This is a genomic window from Corynebacterium bovis DSM 20582 = CIP 54.80 (assembly GCF_030408615.1).
Classification (GTDB): Bacteria; Actinomycetota; Actinomycetes; order Mycobacteriales; family Mycobacteriaceae; genus Corynebacterium; species Corynebacterium bovis.
The window spans coordinates 348099-363264 of sequence record NZ_CP047187.1 but is presented as its reverse complement, the minus strand read 5'-3'; the positions used below and the strand labels follow the sequence as shown (position 1 = coordinate 363264).

The window sequence follows — 15166 nt, the reverse complement described above, 5'->3', positions numbered from 1 at the left end:
CGTCGCCCTCCCTGTCCTGCCCCCTCCCTGTCCTGCCCCCTCCCTGACCTGTCCACCCCGGCTTCCCCGGCCCCTCCTCCGGCTCACCGCCCGACCGCACGACGTCACCTCCCGGCGAGGCCGGCGACCAGCGGAACGAGCCCGACCAGCACGAACGCCGGGAGGAAGCACAGTGTCAGCGGGGCGGCGACGGCGACGAGCACCCGCTCCCCGGCCGCCCGCGAGGCGTCCTCCGTCTCCCGGCGGATCCGCGCCGCCTCGGCCCGCAGGACCTCGACGACACGTGCACCGGATGTCGACTGCCGCACCATCTGCCTCGCCCCCGGGCCGAACGCCGGGTGCCCGTCGAGCAGGTCCCACGCGTCCCCCGGGGCACCGAGGGCGAGCAGCCCGGCGACCAGCCGCAGCGTCTCACCGTCGCCGACCCGCTGACCGCGCCGACCATGCTCCCGACCGAGACCTCGTCCGAAAACCCGGCCGGGACGCAGGGCGAGCCCCCGACCGCGGGCCCGGCCGTCGCCGCCGCTCCGGCCGTCGCCGCCGTCGCTCCCGCCGTCGCCGTAGATCGACGCCCCCGCGGCCCATGCGGCGGCGGTCGTCAACCCGGCGGCGGTCCCCTCCGCGACGACGTCCAGGACGACGGCGGCCCGCGCATCCCCCGGCCCGGCGCGCCGGCCGACCCCGCCGAGTGCGCCGACGGTCAGTGCGTCCGCCCAGAGCACGCCCACGCAGGCGAGCACCGTCCCGGCGAGGAGCACGGCGTTCCCGCCGACCCCACCGACGAGGAACACCGCGGACCCGGCCCCGGTGGCCTGCCCGAGGCCGACGGCCCCGCACGGCAGCGCCAGGAGGATGACCTCCGTCATCCGCGCGCCCGCCAGGGCCGAGCGCATGTGACCTGCCCGGACGAGGCGGGACGCGAGGTCGTCGCCGAAGCGGTCCATGAGCCGTCCGAGGGCGACGCCGTGCCGCTCGGAGACCGCCCACAGCCGCATGACGGTCCGGACGTCGTCGCACCCCTCCCCACCCCCGGCGAGGTCCGCCGGCCGGGCGCCGAGGGCGACCTCGCGGACGAGCACCTGCAGCCGGTCGAGGACCTCACGCCGTCGCCGGGCCCGACCGGTGCCGAGCGCCAGGTCGGCGGCGTCGACCGCCCGCGCCCCGGCGGCGAGTTCCCGCCCGACGGCCCCGGTGAACTCCGCGAGCGCGGCGATGTCCCGGGCGGTGTGCGCGATCCTCCGGCCGGTGGCGACCACCCGGTGGACGGTGAGCCCGACGAGGGCGACGACGCACACCAGCATGGCTCCCCCCACGACCCCCGTCACGGCCGCCACCGCCCCGCGTCGCCCCGGCTCCCCCCGTCGCCGCTGGTCCCGTCGCTGCTCCCGCCGTTAGTGCCGTCGCCGCCCCCGCCGCCGCGCCCGGCCGCGTCGTCGCGCACCCGCTCGAGCCACGGCCCCCACCCGGGCCCGGGCCGCCCGTCCCACACGGCGTCGACGACGAGCCCGTCCCGGTCGTGCACGGTCCCCAGGTGCGTGACCCGCCGCCCGTGCCGACCCCGCTCGACGTGGACGACGAGGTCGATGCCGTGCGCCGCCAGGGCCGCCGGGGGCATGCCGGCCAGCGCCCCGAGGGCCCCGAGCCGCGCGGGCACCGCCGCGACGCTGTTGGCGTGGACCGTCGCCCCGCTTCCCCGGTGGCCGGTGTTGAGGGCGAGCAGCAGGTCGGCGATCTCCGCCCCGCGGATCTCGCCGACGATGATCCGGTCCGGCCGCATCCGCAGGCACTGCCGCACGAGATCGCGGACGGTGACCTCGCCGGCCCCGTCGGCGGTCCCCGTGCGCGTCGTGAGGCTGACGACGTGCGGGTGGTCCGGGTGGAGTTCGCGGGTGTCCTCGACCTGGATGAGGCGTTCGTGGCCGGGCACCCGGGCGAGCAGCGCCGTGAGCAGCGTCGTCTTACCCGCCCCGGTGCCGCCGCTGACGAGGATGGACCGCCCGGCCGTCACCGCGGCGTCGAGCGCGTCCCCGACCTCGGGCGGGAACATGCCCGCCGCGCCGAGGTCGGCGAGTGTGCGGCCGGCCGGTGCGAGCACCCGCAGGCTCACGCACGCCCCGCCGTCCGCCGGCGGCGAGAGCACGGCGTGGACCCGCACCGCGGCGGCGTGGACCCCGGGTGGCAGGGTGCGGAGCACGCCGTCGGCCCAGGGCAGCGCGTCGTCGAGCCGTACCCCGCACGCGGCGGTGAGCCGCACCGCGAGCTCCCGGGCCTGCTCCGGGCCGGGCACGGTGAGGGTGGTGCGGACCATCCCGTGCCCGCGGTCGACCCACACGGGTCCGGCGCCGTTGACGGCGACGTCGGTCACCGCCGGGTCCTCCAGCAGCACGGCGAGGTCACCGAGGCCGGAGAACTCCCGGCGCAGTCCGCGCACGAGGTCGAGTGTCGCCGCGCCCGCCGGCTCACCCCCACGGTCGTCGAGGGACTCCACCGCCCGCGCGATGTCGGCGGTGGTGGGGGTGACGACGCCGTGCCGCGCGAGTTCATGCCGGACCCGCCGGACGGTCTCCCGGTCCGGGCCGGCCGCGCCGCCCGCCGCATCCACGACCACGGCCCCGTCCGCCGCGCCCCCGACCGCGCCCCCGGCCGCGTCCACGGCCACGCCCCCGGCGCTCACCGGCCCCACCCCGCGACGTGGTCCACGAGCTCCCGGGCCGCCTGTCCGGCCGAGGAGGCGGCCGGCTCCCACACGCCGTCGTCGAGCACCGCGGGGAGGAGGGCGTCGAACCCCCACCACACCTCGGGGTGCCTGCCGAGCAGGAGGGCCGCGTCCGGTGACGACAGCGTCGCACCCGGCACCTCCCGGAGGACGACGAGCGTGTCCGCCGGCATCGCCCCGAGCCGGTGCCGGGCCGCGTACACGGCGGCGACCGTGGCGGGGACGACGAGCACGGTCGTGCGGTCCCCGCCGTCGCGGTCGCCGCCGCACGTACAACCGCGGCCTGCGCCGGAGGCGTCCCCGTCGTCCCCGCCGTCGCGGCCGCGGCCGCACGCACTCCCGCCGCCGCAACCGCACCCACCGCTGCCGCCGCAACCACCGCCGTGGTCGGTGACGACGGCACCCCGCAGCGTCGCGGCGTCGACGACCGGACCCCGCCCCGGGGCGCCGGCCCCGCCCGGGTCCGCGAGCACCCGCACCCCACCGAACAGCGGCAACTGCTCCACCGTCTCCCCGTCGAGGACGACCGGCCCCACCCCGTCACCGGCCCCGACGAGCTCGGGGAGCCGCCACCCGGGCGCGTCCTCGACCCCCAGCACGACGTCCAGGCCCGGCGGCCGGGGATCCCCGTCGACGAGCACCGGCGGGTCCTCCGTCCCCTCCGCGAGGACGGTGGCGAGCGCGGCGGCGAACACGGAGGTCCCCGCCCCGCCGACCGCCCCGGTGACCCCCACGCGCACCGGCTCCCGCCGCCCCACCGCGGCGGCGAGCTCCGCCGCGTCCCCGGGCAGTTCGAACACGGCCCCCTCCCCGGGGCGCCGGGACCCCACCCGGAGGACCCGCGCGGTCCGCCCGGCGCGCCGCAGCCCGGCGAGCACCGGCCCGCCGGTGGCGTCGGCGACGAGGACCACGTGCCGGGGCACGTCCGCGTCCCACCGGTCCGGCTCCCCGGGCGGGGCGGTCGTGTCGACGGTGATGCACCGGCGACCGGCGGCCGCGGCGACGAGCGCGACCTCCTCGGCGAGGTCCGGTGAGCCGACGGCGCAGATCACGGGCACGTCCCCGTCGTCCCCGGGCGTACCCCTCCGGAACCGTCGCCACCGGCCGGTGTGCCCGCCCCCGCGCCCCGCGTCGCGGGCGGCGTCGCGGCCCCCGTCCGGTCCGCGCCGGCCCCCGGCCGCCACCGGCCCCGTGCCCCTCCCCGGCATCGTCACGCTGCACCTTCCCCTGTGTCCGTCGTCGCCGTGGGCCGTCCGTCGTCCCACGGTCCGGGCCGTCCCTCCCCCGGGGCGGCCCGCGTGTCACGACCCACCCTGCCACCTCCCGGCACCCGTCACACCCCGCCGCCGGCGGCCTGTGGACACCGCGAGGCACCCCGCCGGCGGCCTGTGGATGACGGGGAGTCCCGTCCACAGCTCCCCTGGCCAGGTGTCCGGGCGGCGTCCTATGGTGGACCGGTGACCGAGACCACCCCGGCGGGCCCTGTCCCGCCCTCCCCCACGGCCGGCCCCGCCGACCGGGCCGAGCCCGCCACCACGGCCGATCCCGCGCCCGAACCCGCCACCACGGCCGATCCCGCCCCCCGCGTGCTCGCGGTGTTCGACCTGGACAAGACCGTCATCGACACCTCGGCGTCGATGGCCTACCGCCGCCCCCTGGCCGACCGCGGTCTCATCACCACCGGCGAGGTCGTCCGCATGATGGTCATGCTCGGCAACTACATGCTCACGACCCACTCGGACGGGGACATGGACGCCACCCGGGACACCCTCACGGCGATGATCCGCGGCCGCGACGCCGCGACGCTCCGCGAGGTCGCCCGCGAGGCCATGCACGACGTCATCGTCCCGTACATCTACTCCGAGGCCCGCGACCTCATCCGGTGGCACCGGGAACAGGGCCACGCGGTCGCGATCATCACCGCGTCCGCCCGTGACCTCGTCGTCCCCGTCGCCGACGAGCTCGGGGTCGACCACCTCCTCGCGACCGAACTCGAGGTCGACGACGACGGCCTCTTCACGGGCGAGGTCCTGTTCTTCTGCCGGGGTCGGGCGAAGGTCGACGGCCTCCGCGCCCTCGCCGACCGGCACGGGTACGACCTCGACGCGTCGTGGGCGTACACGGACTCGGCGACGGACCTCCCCCTCCTCGAGGCCGTCGGCCACCCCCACGCGGTCAACCCCGACCGGCCGCTGCGGAAGGAGGCGACGGCGCGCGGCTGGCCCGTCGAGGAGTTCAGCCGCCCGGAGCCGCTGTTCTCCCTGACCGACCGGCAGAGTGTCATCGCCGGGGCGTCCGCGTCACTGGCCGTGCTCGGTGTCGTCGCGACCGGGCTGGCCCTGTGGTTCCGGGGCCGTGAACAGGACCCGGGGTCGGACACCGCGGGGCACTGACCCCGCGCCGCGCCTCACTTCGCGCCGGCCGCCCCCCGCGCCGCGCCTCACTCCGGCCGGCCCCCGTGCCCCCTCACTTCGCGTCGGCGATGGACTTCGCCTCGAGGGTGCCCTCGCTGAGCCCCCGGGCGTGGAAGATGATCCACTCCCCGACCCCCTCGACCGTCCCGGAGGCGAACCCCTCCGCCTTCTCCGCGTACTCGTCCCGGTGCCGGTTCCACCACACCTCCGGCACGCCGAGCCCGCGCGGGTCCAGCCCCCCGGAGATCGTCGCCAGCCGCGAGCACGCCCGCGCGGTGACCCCGTTCGCGTCGGGGAACGGGGCGAGCGTGAGCAGCTCCCCGTGCACGACCGCGGAGAGGATCACCGAACTCACCCGCGTCCCCCCGGTCACCAGGCCGGCGAGGAGCTGGAGCCGCTGGTCCGTCGACTGCCGCGGGCGGCCGGGGACGGGGAACTCGTCGGGCCCGGACCGGGTGACCGTCCGGCCGCTCTCCGCCGCGATCCGGCGGAACCGGCTGTCGGACATCGTCGGGCTCGCCACGGCGTTGATCCGGGCCATGACCTGCAGCGGGGCCCGTCGCCACGTCGTCTCCGTCTCGGTGATCCCGTCCGGGGCGAGCAGCTCGGCCGCGCGCAGCGACCCGGCGAGCACGGGGTCGTCCACCTGCCCGGACTCGGGGATGACGACGGTCCCGCCGTCGAGCTGCGCGGACGCCCGCGCGCCGCGGAGCACCCCCTCGGACCCGGTGACGTCGTGCCCGCGGAGGTTCGCCGGGTGGCGGTGCACCCGGGAGAGGAAGTCCTGGGCCTCGTCGACGGCCTCCTGCACGCCCGGCAGCCCGGCGAGGGGCGCCAGGGGGTCCGGCGTCGCGGGGGCTCCGGCGGAGGACGGCGTCGTCCCGGGGGAGGGCGACGCCCCGCCCGCCGCACCGGAGGCGGGACCCGGGGCCGCACCGGAGGCGGGGTCGGGGCCGGACACGGGACCGGGGGAGTTCTCAACCATGACGGCCAGGATAGGCCGACCGGCACCGCACCGGGCGTGCGGGTCTGGCACTATGGTTATAGTGCATGCAGAACGCGTCCGACCGTGACCGATCATGACCGACTGACCATGACCACGGACAACCTGATCCAGGAGAAACGCAGTGAGCGACAAGGACCACGACGGTCTCTTCACCGACCGTGACAGCTTCAACCCCCAGGTGAACGCCATCCCGCTGTCGGATGTCGACACCCACGGCAAGGGCCAGGGCAGCATCGGCCGGCTGGTCAAGGACGCCTCCGCTCAGGTGTCCACCCTCATCCGCTCGGAGATCGAGCTCGCGAAGACCGAGGTCGCGGGCGCGGCGAAGAAGGCCGGCATCGCCGTCGGCCTGTTCGGGGCGGCGGGTGTGATCCTCGCCTACAGCTCCTTCTTCCTCTTCTTCACCATCGCCGAGGTCCTCGACACGTGGATGCCCCGCTGGCTGGCGTTCCTCATCGTCTTCCTCGTCATGATCGTGCTCGTCGCGGTCCTCGCGGTGATCGGCATCTCGCAGCTCAAGGGCGTGAAGAAGCCGGAGAAGACGATCGACTCGCTGTCGCGTCTGCCGGAGGTCGTCCCGTCGAAGGACGGCTCCGCCTCCGCGCACCCCACCTCGGGCCTGTACACCTAGTCACGGTCGCCGCGACCGGAGCCGCCCGTGGACACCCCCGACCTCCCCTCCGTCACGCCCCCGGCGTCGGAGCCGCACCTCCCGGACGTGCCCGTCCCGGGGGCGGAGAGCGTCTTCGTCCACACCCGCGGCATCCGGTTGCACGTCGCCGTGCGCGGGCCGCGGAACGCCCCGCTCGTCCTGTTCATCCACGGCTTCGGCGGCGGGTGCTTCGACTGGCGGGAGCTCATCCCGGCCCTCGGTGACGCCCCGTTCCGCCTCGCCGCCGTGGACATGCGCGGCTACGGCCGGTCGGACAAGACGCCGCGGGGCTACGACCTCACGACGGCCGCGTCGGACATGTGCGGCACGATCCGCGCGCTCGGGCACGCGGAGGCGACCGTCGTCGGCCACGGCGAGGGCGGACTCGTCGGCTGGACGATGGCCGCCCACGAACCGCGCCGGGTGTCCTCCCTGGTCACGGTCGCGTCGGCGCACCCGCTCGTCCTCGCCCGGACGATGCTCACCCGCCCGTTCTCCCAGTGGTCGCGGTTGCGGGACTCCCTCTACGCCCAGCTCCCGCGGCTGCCGGAGCGGACCCTCACCGCGGACGACGCCAAGGCGGTCGCGGTCTCCTTCCGCCGCCAGGTCGCCCCGGGGTTCAGGACGACGCCGCTCTGCCGCGTCCACGAGGATCTCCGCCGCACCGCGATGCTCGTGGACAAGGTCGCGCACCTGTCGTGCGAGTACCGCCGGTGGACGGTGCGCAGCCACCTGCGCCGCGAGGGGTCCGTCTTCGACCGCACCTTCCCCGCCCGGACGCTCGCCCCGGTCCTCTGCCTCGACGGCAGCATGGACCCGGCGTACGACGCGCGCATCGCGGAGGCCGGGGCGGCCCGCGGCGGCCCCGGGTCGCGCGTGAAGCTGCTCTACGGGGTCGGCCACTTCCCCCACATCGAGGACGCCCCGACGGTCGCCGCCGTGCTCCGCGAGTGGTTGGGCGTCGACGCCCCGGACACGCTCGCGGACTGACCGGCCCGGCCGCACCACCGGTGCCGGCCCGCTCCCGGCGCGCGTCGTCGTCCCCCTCCCCCTGCCTGCGGCCCCGGCCCCGGCCGCGCCCGGCCCCGGCTCAGTTCAGCACGCACCCCTGGGTGTCCACGGGGTCCCGGTACCGGGAGACGTCCCCGACGGTCGACATGATCTCGTCCTTCGTCAGCGCGTACCCGGTGTCCGGGTCGTTGACCCCCGCGCCGAAGACGAGCCCCAGCACCCGGCCCTGCGCGTCGACGAGCGGCCCGCCGGAGTTGCCCTGGACCACGTGCCCGCGCACCGTGTAGGCCTCCCGTTCGACCCGCGTCGACGCGTAGATGTCCGGGCCGCTGATCGTGTACCGGTCCCGCACGCGCGCCGGGGTGGCGGTGAACGGCCCGCCCATCGGGTAGCCCATGACGATCGCGTCGTCGCCGCTGTCGGCGCCGTCGGAGGCCCAGGACAGGGGCTCGAGGTGCAGGTCGGAGGCCCGGAGCAGGGCGATGTCGTCGACCGGGTTGTAGTAGACGACGGTCGTGTCCACGGGGCCGTCGACGGTGTTGATCTTCACGGTGTCCGTCCCGGCGACGACGTGCGCGTTCGTCATGACGGTGTTCCGGTCGACGACGAACCCGCTGCCCTGTAGCAGCCGGCGGCACTGCTGGGCCTGCCCGACGACCCGGACGACCGAGTCCCGGTCCCGCGCGACCGACGGGGCCCCGGCGAGCGCGGCGTCGGGGGCGTCGACGGTGCGGACCGGCACCTGGTCGAACGGGTTGGTGACCGCGGGGAACCCGCTGTCGCTGAAGAGGGTGGTGAAGCGCGACGGCAGCTGCGCGAGGGAGTCCGGCGCGACCTTCGTCACCGTCCCGAGGATCCGGGACCCCTGGACCGCCCGGATGACCGGGCCATTGCCCCGCCCGACGAGCGGCACGGCGATGAGCCAGATGACGATGACGGTCGTGAGGACCTGGACGACCGCCCCCACGGCGGAGTCCGTGCGCAGCGCCGTCCGCGTGCGGATCCGGTCGCGGAGCATCCCGCCGATGACGGTGCCGAGGGCGTACCCGAGGATGACGCCGAGCGTGACCGTCACGACCGCCCCGATGAACTGCCCCTGCTCCGACGACAGGCGGTCCATGACCGTGGGCACGAGGCGCACCCCGAGGTACCCGCCGCCGAGGACGCCGAGGAAGGACAGCACGGCGGAGAACCCGCCCTGCCGCCACCCGGAGACCATCGCGAGCAGGGCGACGACGGCCAGGGCGACATCCACCATCGTGGAACCGGTCATGGATCAGTCCTCAGGGGTCTCTGTGTCGGGTGCGGGGGCGGCGTCAGCGCCGTGACGTCGCCGGTCGAGGGTACCAAGAGGTTCCCCGTTGCCGGACTCGCCGAGCGCGGTGACGAGGTCGCGGACCGTGCCGTCGTCCCACGGCCGGGCCCACCCGCCGAGGTCGAGCACCGCGGAGACGACCCCGCCGGTGAACCCCCAGAGCAGGTAGGGACCGAGGTCGAACGCCGGCCCCGACCACCCGGCGAGCCCGACGCGCGACCGCCGCGCGGGGTCGGCCAGGGTGGCGAGCGGGACGGGGGCCACCCAGTCGGTCTCGGTCGTCGCGGGCCGGACGGGGACGGGGCGCCGCCAGTAGGCGAGCACGGGGACGACCGCGGAGTTGCTGCCGGGGATGTAGATCTCCCGGCACACGGCGAGGGGGTCGACGCCCGCCGGGTCGAGCCCCGTCTCCTCGACGGCCTCGCGCAGGGCCGTCGCGACGGGCCCGGCGTCGCCCGGTTCGCGCCGGCCGCCGGGGAAGGCGACCTGGCCGGAGTGCGTGCGCATCGTCGGCGTGCGGTGGGTGAGCAGCAGGCTCGCGTCCCCGGGCGTCTCCGTCGCGTCGGGGTCCCCGCCGAGGAGGACGAGGACGGCCGAGTAGCGCGGGGGGACGCCGTCGTCGTCGGTCTCCGGGACGGCGCGGCCGGGGCCGGGGAGCAGCCGGTCGAGGGTGGAGCTGCGCGCCCGCCCCGTGACACCCGCGAGCCACGGGGGCACGTCGGGCACGGGGTCGGGCTGCCGCGACCGCGCCCGGTACCAGTCGTCGAAGGTGTAGGTCATGATCCCTCCGATTATTGCACCGGCGGGCCCTCCCGTGCGGCGGTCCCGGCCGGCTGCGCCCCCGCCGACCGGGCGGGGGTTCAGCCGAGCGCCCCCGTGACCGCGGCCTCGAGGTCGGCGAGGTCCGCGAACGGCCCGGCGTGCAGGGCCGCCCGCGTCCCGTCCGGCCGGAGCACGAGCGTCACGGGCACGACGGCGGGCAGTTCCGCCGCGGCGGCGACGGCGCTGCGGGAGTCCTGGTACGACGGCACCGTCACGCCGAGGTCGTCGAGCATGTCGAGGCCCGCCTGCCCGCGGCCGTCGAGGTGGACGCCGACGACGTTCCACTCCGGGTGCCGCTGCGCCGCCTCCCGGATGACGGGCAGTTCCTCCCGGCAGGGGGCGCACCACCACGCCCACACGTTGAGCACGGTCGGCTTGCCCGCGAGCGCGTCGGCGAGGTCGACGTCCTCCCCGCCGCCGGTCGTGAGGCACGGCAGCCGCACGCCGGCGAGGACGGCGTCCGGGGCCGCCCCGCCGCCCGTGCCGGTCCCGGACGTCCCGCCGGCGGGGACGGGGCACGCAGCGCGGCGTGCGGCGGGGACGCGGTACGTCGTCCCCTCCGGGTCCGCGGGGGCACCGTCGGGCCCCCCGGCGCCGGGCCCGGCGACACCGGCGGCCGCGGGGTCGCCGGGGGTCGTCGTGAGGGCGGGGGCCGGGGGCGCGGAGGGGTCGGCGGTGAGGGAGACGACGACGGGCACCGCGGCGATGAGCAGCCCCACGACGACGACCGCAACGAGGAGCGGCAGGCGGAGCCGGTCCGCGCGCGACGCCCCGGCGTCGGTGACCGGGGACGCGCCGTCGGCGTCGGTCACCCCGTCGTCGGCCGGCCCGCGCCCGCCGTCACGACCGCTCATTCCGCACCCCCGACCCCGACCCCGGCGAGGGCGAGCAGCCGCCCGCGTTCCTCGTCGTCGCCGCGCAGCAGCCGCTCCGCCTCCCGCGGGTCGGCCGGGCCGGCCTCCCCGGCGGACGGGCAGCGCGACGCGAGGAGGCACACCCCGCACGCCGCCCGCCGGGAGTGGCACACCCTGCGGCCGTGGAGGATCGCCCGGTGGCTGAAGTGCGTCCACTCCGGCTGTTCGATGAGGTCGCACAGGTCGCGCTCGACGGCGACGGGGTCCGTCTCCCCGGTGAGCCCCCACCGCCGGGCGAGCCGGCCGAGGTGGGTGTCGACGGTGATGCCGGGCACGCCGAAGGCGTCACCGAGCACGACGTTCGCGGTCTTGCGGCCGACCCCGGGGAGGGAGACGAGCTCGTCCAGTGTCGACGGCACCTCCCCGCCGAACCGGTCGAGCACCGCCGCCCCGATGCCGATGAGGTGGTCCGCCTTCGCGCGGAAGAAGCCGGTCGGCCGGATGAGGTCCTCGAGCTCCGCCCGGTCGGCCCCGGCGTACGCCGCCGCGTCCGGGTACCGGGCGAAGAGCGCCGGCGTGACGGCGTTGACCCGGGCGTCGGTGCACTGGGCGGACAGGACGGTCGCGACGAGCAGTTCGAGGGGCGTGCTGAACGTCAGTTCGCACGTCGCGTCCGGGTAGGCGCGCGCGAGGTCGCGGTTGATCGCCCGGGCCCGGCGCACCCGCGCGAGCCGGGACTGCGACCGTCCGCCGGGCGGGCCGGAGCCGGCTCCGGGACGGCGGGAAACGGTGCTCGTCGTCGTGGACATGGGGACCACCATAGTCCCCGCACCGGCCCCCTCCCCTGCCCCCGGTCCGGGCACGGCGGCGGGCGTCGTGACGAACCCGGACCCGGCGAGTGCCCCCGACCGTCCAGCCCCCGGCGACCGGGGATGTAACCTTGACCACGTAATCGACCTGCCCACCGGCAGACGTACACCGACAGTCACGCCACCCGCGGGGCCGCCAGCTGCGGCAACCGCCCCCATGACCGGCGCGCCGTCGACGACCGGAAGAGCGAAGGAACATGGAAGAAGTACCCGAGATCCTGTCTCGAGCCGGCATCCTTCAGGGCGTGGACCCCGCCGCGGTCCAGGCGCTGATCGGTCAGCTCGACACCGTGGAGTTCCCCCGTGGGACGACCATCTTCGACGAGGGTGAACCGGGCGACCGCCTGTACATCATCATCACCGGCAAGGTGAAGCTCGCCCGGCACGCGATCGACGGCCGGGAGAACCTGCTCACGGTCATGGGCCCGTCCGACATGTTCGGCGAGCTGTCCATCTTCGACCCGGGTCCGCGGACGAGCTCCGCCGTGTGTGTCACGGACGTCACGGCGGCGACGATGGACTCGACGACGCTCCACAACTGGATCACGGACCACCCGGAGATCTCCGAGCAACTGCTCCGCGTGCTCGCCCGGCGCCTCCGCCGGACGAACAACTCGCTCGCGGACCTCATCTTCACCGACGTCCCGGGCCGCGTGGCGAAGGCCCTGCTGCAGCTGGCCAACCGTTTCGGCACGCAGGAGGGCGGGGCGCTGCGCGTGCACCACGACCTCACCCAGGAGGAGATCGCGCAGCTCGTCGGCGCGTCGCGGGAGACGGTGAACAAGGCGCTCGCGGAGTTCGCCCACCGCGGGTGGATCCGCCTCGAGGGCAAGTCGGTGCTCATCTCGGACACCGAGCGCCTCGCCAAGCGCGCCCGCTGACCCGGGCCGACCTGCGCCGCCCCGGGGGAGGGGGACGACGCCGCCACCGCGGGGGAGGTGAAGGCCGGCACGGCCGCGGCCGGGGGTTCCAGGGGGGGACGACGCCGCCACCGCGCCACCCACGCCCCGGCACCCGGGGACGGGGCGCGGCCCTACGCGGTCGTCGCCGCGTTCCCCGTGTTCTCCAGGTACCGGAGGGTCACGCGGGTGGACTGCTTCGCCGCGTCCCGGAGGACGGGGTCGACGTCGGTGTAGATCCGGTCGACGATCTCGCCGACGGACGCCTCCGGGCCGAGCTCGGCGACGGCGTCCCGCACCTGGGAGAGGCGCAGCTCACGCCGGTCGATGTACTTCTGGGCGAGCTCGGAGGTGTCCGGCTGGTCCGGCCCGTGGCCGGGCAGCAGCGGCACGCCCCGGCCGCGGTCGCGCAGCGTCGCGAGGGAGCGGAGGTACTCCCCGAGGTCGCCGTCGGTCTCGGAGATCATCGTCGTGTGCCGGCCGGCGATCGTGTCACCGGTCATGATCCCCTCGACGTCGGCGTCGTCCTCCCCGCCCCGGGTGTGGATGAAGAAGCTGGTGCTGTCCCCGGTGTGCCCCGGGGTGCGGACGACCTCGATGGTGGGGGTCAGCCCCTCGACGGTGATCCGCTCACCGTCCTCGAGCACCTCGCCGCCGAGGCAGTTGCGCAGGTCGACGGCCCGGACGGGCGCGCCGGAGAGCTGGCGGAAGCGCTCCGCCCCGTCGGCGTGGTCGGTGTGGCGGTGGGTGAGGAGGATGAGGGCGATGTGCGCCCCGCCCTCGGTCGCCGCCGCCCGGAGGACGTTGAGGTGCCCCTCGTCCTCGGGGCCGGGGTCGACGACGACGGAGGCCGTGTCCCCCGGTGCACGGATGATCCAGGAGTTCGTGCCCTCGAGAGCCGCGTAGCTCGGGTTGGGGCACAGCACCACCCCGACTGACGGGGTGACAGGACGCAATTGGCTGTAGGCGGGATGCTCCATGCCGCCTACTCTACGACGTGCGCCCCCGTGACGGGAGCCGACCGGCACGTCCCCGCCCCGCCGGTGGCCCCCACCCGTGACCCCCCGCCGGCCGCCCCACCCCCCGGCGACAGCCCCCGGCCGGGAGGTCGGGGCGTCGGGCCTGCGGGCGTGCGGCCGTCGGGCCTGCGGGCGTGCTGGCGTGCGGCCGTCGGGCCTGCACCGTGCGCGCGCGGGCGCGGCGGTGCGGTGCCGCGGGTGCGGTGCTGCCGTGGTGCGGTGGCGCGGACCGGGTCAGGCGGGGGCGTCGGCGACCCGGACGGTGACCTCGATCTCGACGGGGCTGTTCAGCGGCAGTTCCGCCACCCCGACGGCGCTGCGGGCGTGCCGGCCGGCGTCGCCGAAGACCTCGCCGATGAGCGTCGACGCACCGTCGACGACGCCGGGCTGCCCGCCGAAGCCGGGCGCGGACGCGACGAAGCCGACGATCTTCACGACCTGCACGACGGCGTCGAGACCGACGAGCGCGTCGACGGCCGCGAGGGCGTTGAGCGCGGCGGTCCGGGCGAGGTCACGGGCCTGCTCCGGGGACACGGTGGCGGTGCGGGCGGTGACGTCGGCCGCACCGGCGGCGGCACCGTCACCGGCGGATCCGGCACCGTCACCGGCGGTGTCACCGACGTGCCCGACGGCGGGCAGGGCCCCGTCGACGAACGGCAGCTGGCCGGAGGTGTGGACGAGGTCCCCCACGCGGACGGCGGGGACGTAGGCCGCGACGGGCGCCGCGACGGGCGGGAGGGTGAGGCCCAGCTCGGCGAGGCGGGCGCTCGGGAGCTGCGGGGACGGGGACTGCGACGGCTGCGGGGCCGGGGAACCGGTGGACACGGCGGGGTCCCTACTTCTCGCGCTTGAGGTAGGCGACGTGCTGTTCACCGGTCGGGCCGGGCAGGACGGAGACGAGCTCCCAGCCGTCCTCCCCCCAGGTGTCGAGGATCTGCTTCGTCGCGTGGGTGAGCAGCGGAACGGTGACGTATTCCCAGGAAGTCATGGGCACAGTATAGGGGTGCGGCGGGCCGCGGTGTCGTCCCCGTCACATCGGCCCCGCGCGGGCGGCGCGGCGTCGCCCCCGGCGCCGGTCACGGGCGGCGGTGGCCCGGCCGCCGGTCACGCGCGGCGCCGCCGCCGGGGGTCACTCCCCGCGGTGCGCCTCGAGCTGCCCGGCGAAGAAGTCCGCCCAGCTCGTGATCTCGGGGTGGCGGCGGAGGAGGGCGCGCCGCTGGCGCTCGGTCATCCCGCCCCACACGCCGAACTCCACGCGGTTGTCGAGCGCGTCGGCCCGGCACTGGAGGACGACCGGGCAGTGCCGGCAGATGGCGACGGCCTTGCGCTGCGCCGCCCCCCGGACGAAGAGCTCGTCCGGGTCGACGGTCCGGCAGTGGGCCTGGGTGACCCATTCCCCCCGGTTCGCGAAGGACCCCCGGTCCGTCACCTGGTCGACCTTGCGCCGGATGACGCCGGATCCGTCGGTGCGTGCAAGTGATGCGGTCATGGTGCCCTCGTGTCCTCTCGGTCCGTCACGGTCGACGCCGTCCTCCGTGGGGTCGACGCCGGGTCGTCGCGGTGGTCCACCGCTGGAACAGTGAACCGGT

Annotated in this window: 16 protein-coding genes; 4 read left to right on the top strand and 12 right to left on the bottom strand. The window is 76.3% G+C overall.

Going from position 1 to position 15166, the window contains the following annotated elements; all coding sequences use genetic code 11:
* Positions 1-104: 104 nt before the first annotated feature.
* Genes CBOVI_RS01280 through CBOVI_RS01270 form a run of 3 tightly spaced genes read right to left on the bottom strand, consistent with a single transcriptional unit; the run spans position 105 to position 3924 of the window.
* Positions 105-1325 carry a type II secretion system F family protein gene (locus CBOVI_RS01280; protein ID WP_232625788.1) on the bottom strand — a complete coding sequence of 407 codons (1221 nt, stop codon included), beginning with the start codon at positions 1323-1325 and terminating at the stop codon, positions 105-107.
* A complete protein-coding gene (locus CBOVI_RS01275) occupies positions 1322-2674 on the bottom strand; it encodes a TadA family conjugal transfer-associated ATPase (RefSeq protein WP_232625779.1) in 1353 nt (450 codons plus the stop codon). The genes CBOVI_RS01280 and CBOVI_RS01275 overlap by 4 nt, the downstream gene beginning before the upstream one ends.
* Entirely contained in the window at positions 2671-3924 is a 1254-nt protein-coding gene (locus CBOVI_RS01270; RefSeq protein ID WP_125196879.1) for a CpaE-like family protein, read from the bottom strand. Before CBOVI_RS01270 ends, CBOVI_RS01275 begins: the two co-directional genes overlap by 4 nt.
* A 249-nt stretch (positions 3925-4173) precedes the next feature.
* On the opposite strand from CBOVI_RS01270, the gene CBOVI_RS01265 reads away from it, so the two are divergent.
* Positions 4174-5109: an HAD family hydrolase gene (locus CBOVI_RS01265; RefSeq protein ID WP_010266371.1), complete on the top strand. Its 936-nt coding sequence runs from the start codon at positions 4174-4176 to the stop codon at positions 5107-5109.
* A 73-nt stretch (positions 5110-5182) separates the two neighbouring features.
* Here the strand turns inward: CBOVI_RS01265 and CBOVI_RS01260 are convergent, their stop codons facing one another.
* Complete coding sequence (locus CBOVI_RS01260; protein ID WP_232625777.1) at positions 5183-6115, bottom strand: Fic family protein; 933 nt, start codon at positions 6113-6115, stop codon at positions 5183-5185.
* 142 nt (positions 6116-6257) lie between these two features.
* Between CBOVI_RS01260 and CBOVI_RS01255 the strand changes: the two genes are divergently transcribed.
* Both CBOVI_RS01255 and CBOVI_RS01250 read left to right on the top strand, forming a co-directional pair.
* Positions 6258-6767 carry a phage holin family protein gene (locus tag CBOVI_RS01255; RefSeq protein ID WP_010266377.1) on the top strand — a complete coding sequence of 170 codons (510 nt, stop codon included), beginning with the start codon at positions 6258-6260 and terminating at the stop codon, positions 6765-6767.
* A 27-nt stretch (positions 6768-6794) separates the two neighbouring features.
* A complete protein-coding gene (locus CBOVI_RS01250) occupies positions 6795-7778 on the top strand; it encodes an alpha/beta fold hydrolase (protein WP_010266380.1) in 984 nt (327 codons plus the stop codon).
* A 100-nt stretch (positions 7779-7878) separates the two neighbouring features.
* On the opposite strand, the gene CBOVI_RS01245 is transcribed toward CBOVI_RS01250, so the two are convergent.
* The 4 genes from CBOVI_RS01245 to nth form a co-directional block, all read right to left on the bottom strand.
* On the bottom strand, positions 7879-9072 hold the full coding sequence (locus tag CBOVI_RS01245) for a MarP family serine protease (protein WP_010266383.1): 1194 nt from the start codon (positions 9070-9072) through the stop codon (positions 7879-7881).
* Between the two features lie 3 nt (positions 9073-9075).
* Positions 9076-9894 (bottom strand): NUDIX hydrolase, encoded by an 819-nt coding sequence (locus CBOVI_RS01240; RefSeq protein WP_010266386.1) that lies wholly within the window; start codon positions 9892-9894, stop codon positions 9076-9078.
* Positions 9895-9974: 80 nt separating this feature from the next.
* Positions 9975-10790 carry a TlpA family protein disulfide reductase gene (locus CBOVI_RS01235; RefSeq protein WP_125187328.1) on the bottom strand — a complete coding sequence of 272 codons (816 nt, stop codon included), beginning with the start codon at positions 10788-10790 and terminating at the stop codon, positions 9975-9977.
* Positions 10787-11599 (bottom strand): endonuclease III, encoded by an 813-nt coding sequence (nth, locus tag CBOVI_RS01230; protein ID WP_125186465.1) that lies wholly within the window; start codon positions 11597-11599, stop codon positions 10787-10789. Before nth ends, CBOVI_RS01235 begins: the two co-directional genes overlap by 4 nt.
* 257 nt (positions 11600-11856) lie before the next feature.
* Between nth and glxR the strand changes: the two genes are divergently transcribed.
* Positions 11857-12540, top strand: a complete 684-nt coding sequence (gene glxR, locus CBOVI_RS01225) for a CRP-like cAMP-activated global transcriptional regulator GlxR (protein WP_010273880.1) — start codon at positions 11857-11859, stop codon at positions 12538-12540.
* Between the two features lie 152 nt (positions 12541-12692).
* Here the strand turns inward: glxR and CBOVI_RS01220 are convergent, their stop codons facing one another.
* From CBOVI_RS01220 to CBOVI_RS01205, 4 genes are all read right to left on the bottom strand, one after another.
* Entirely contained in the window at positions 12693-13538 is an 846-nt protein-coding gene (locus tag CBOVI_RS01220) for an MBL fold metallo-hydrolase (protein WP_029158058.1), read from the bottom strand.
* A gap of 273 nt (positions 13539-13811) precedes the next feature.
* A complete protein-coding gene (locus CBOVI_RS01215) occupies positions 13812-14402 on the bottom strand; it encodes a RidA family protein (RefSeq protein WP_010268654.1) in 591 nt (196 codons plus the stop codon).
* Positions 14403-14412: 10 nt separating this feature from the next.
* Positions 14413-14565 carry a Sp36 family protein gene (gene sp36, locus CBOVI_RS01210; RefSeq protein ID WP_010268657.1) on the bottom strand — a complete coding sequence of 51 codons (153 nt, stop codon included), beginning with the start codon at positions 14563-14565 and terminating at the stop codon, positions 14413-14415.
* A 141-nt stretch (positions 14566-14706) separates the two neighbouring features.
* The gene (locus tag CBOVI_RS01205; RefSeq protein ID WP_125173745.1) at positions 14707-15066 is read right to left on the bottom strand and encodes a WhiB family transcriptional regulator; all 360 of its coding nucleotides are present in this window, start codon (positions 15064-15066) and stop codon (positions 14707-14709) included.
* Positions 15067-15166: the final 100 nt, after the last annotated feature.

Excerpts from the sequence above, each read along its gene's own strand:
- CBOVI_RS01270 (WP_125196879.1), bottom strand. The coding sequence starts at position 3,924 with ATGCCGGGGAGGGGCACGGGGCCGGTGGCGGCCGGGGGCCGGCGCGGA.
- CBOVI_RS01260 (WP_232625777.1), bottom strand. The coding sequence starts at position 6,115 with ATGGTTGAGAACTCCCCCGGTCCCGTGTCCGGCCCCGACCCCGCCTCC.
- CBOVI_RS01245 (WP_010266383.1), bottom strand. The coding sequence starts at position 9,072 with ATGACCGGTTCCACGATGGTGGATGTCGCCCTGGCCGTCGTCGCCCTG.
- CBOVI_RS01240 (WP_010266386.1), bottom strand. The coding sequence starts at position 9,894 with ATGACCTACACCTTCGACGACTGGTACCGGGCGCGGTCGCGGCAGCCC.
- CBOVI_RS01235 (WP_125187328.1), bottom strand. The coding sequence starts at position 10,790 with ATGAGCGGTCGTGACGGCGGGCGCGGGCCGGCCGACGACGGGGTGACC.
- nth (WP_125186465.1), bottom strand. The coding sequence starts at position 11,599 with ATGTCCACGACGACGAGCACCGTTTCCCGCCGTCCCGGAGCCGGCTCC.
- glxR (WP_010273880.1), top strand. The coding sequence starts at position 11,857 with ATGGAAGAAGTACCCGAGATCCTGTCTCGAGCCGGCATCCTTCAGGGC.
- CBOVI_RS01220 (WP_029158058.1), bottom strand. The coding sequence starts at position 13,538 with ATGGAGCATCCCGCCTACAGCCAATTGCGTCCTGTCACCCCGTCAGTC.
- sp36 (WP_010268657.1), bottom strand. The coding sequence starts at position 14,565 with ATGACTTCCTGGGAATACGTCACCGTTCCGCTGCTCACCCACGCGACG.
- CBOVI_RS01205 (WP_125173745.1), bottom strand. The coding sequence starts at position 15,066 with ATGACCGCATCACTTGCACGCACCGACGGATCCGGCGTCATCCGGCGC.